Source organism: Prevotella aurantiaca, assembly GCF_015262605.1.
Lineage (GTDB): Bacteria > Bacteroidota > Bacteroidia > Bacteroidales > Bacteroidaceae > Prevotella > Prevotella aurantiaca.
Genome location: NZ_JABZSJ010000099.1, coordinates 1 through 1,437, shown reverse-complemented (window position 1 = coordinate 1,437; position 1,437 = coordinate 1). Strand labels below are relative to the sequence as shown.

At 40.0% G+C, this 1,437-nt stretch carries 2 protein-coding genes; both read left to right on the top strand.

The annotated features are described in order from the left end of the window. The coding region (locus HXN26_RS10850) for a CPBP family intramembrane glutamic endopeptidase (RefSeq protein ID WP_273161267.1) at positions 1 to 569 on the top strand (569 nt) is incomplete at its 5' end. Positions 570 to 595: 26 nt separating this feature from the next. Then, positions 596 to 1,054: a DUF6078 family protein gene (locus tag HXN26_RS10845; protein WP_273161265.1), complete on the top strand. Its 459-nt coding sequence runs from the start codon at positions 596 to 598 to the stop codon at positions 1,052 to 1,054. Positions 1,055 to 1,437 lie beyond the last annotated feature (383 nt).

Sequence of the window (1,437 nt, the reverse complement as noted above, 5' to 3'; positions counted from 1 at the left end):
AATATTATCTCACAGCCTGCCTACTGATGCCAGCAAGTATCTTGTGTGCTATGGCAGTATCTCTGTTGTTCGGTTACAGTCCATCGCAATTCATTATTACAGGTCATTACACCTTTACTTCGGGTGTCTTCCCTGTATGGTTCCTCCTTATACTTGCACCTACGCTTGAGGAACTTGCATGGCATGGTTATGGAACAGACTGTCTCCGTTCTCGAATGAGTCTCTTCAAAACATCTATGCTGTTTGCTGCTTATTGGGCAGTTTGGCATTTTCCCCTTGCAGGTATTAAGGGTTATTATCATGCTAATGTGGTGAGTGAGGGCTGGCTTTATAGTCTGAACTTCATCGTTAGTATCTTCCCTTTTGTCTTTTTGATGAACTGGCTTTATTATAAAACCAACCGAAATATCCTCGTTGCCATTACCTTTCATATTACAGCTGGATATTTCAATGAGATATTTTCTACCCATCCCGACAGCAAGTGCATACAAACAATATTATTACTTATCGTATCTATCATTGTTGTACTAAAAGACCGCCAACTCTTCTTTAAGCGGACATTGGCATAATATCATTTAGCCACAACACCTATCTTATGACCCTTGAACAATACAACCAATTACCCTACGACTATGCGCACTGTGCTGGAACTCATTGCGAGAAAGCCAGCCAGTGCCTGCGCCACACCGCCTACACGATGCTCGAAATGGGTGGACGGGAGCAGTATATGATAGTGAACTCGAAAGTGATTGCAGACAAGCAGCCCTGCCCGTTCTTCGACCCTAACCGCAAGGAACGTTTTGCATGGGGAATATCACGAATCTATGATAACGTGCGGGTGGCTTATTTAAGTGATATCCGCCAGAATCTTATCTACACCTTTGGGCGCACAGCCTATTATCGGATTAAACGAAAAGAACGTGTACTGACTGAAAGTGAGCAAAAAGAGATAAGAGACATCTTCACAGACATGGGTTACGACGGCTCTGCAATTGAGTTCGACAGCTATGAAGAACAATACCCTACACTTATGCGTACCTACAAGCGTGTATAAAATAAAACATCTTCTCGGTACTAAGCGATAGTTTCAACAGTTTGAAACTTTAATTTCATCAGTATGAAACTTCAGTTTCATTATATTGAAACTCTAGTTTCATTCCTATGAAAATAATTAGTTTATAAAGAGCAAAACAAAGCTATAGCTATTAAATATACTCAACTATAGTTCGCACCTTATGTTTCTGACAAAGATTTGCTCAAGCTTTGTAAATACATAGAATTGTACTCCGCTAAGCTACCTTTATCATGCGTTGAACCAATTAATATTAAAGGTTTAGTTGCCTTAGACCTGTTTCATTTTGTTTGGAATATATGGAACCATTTTAGAGTTGGCAAACAAGATGAAATTTCGCAGTTCCTCAAGCAGGTTTTTGCCAT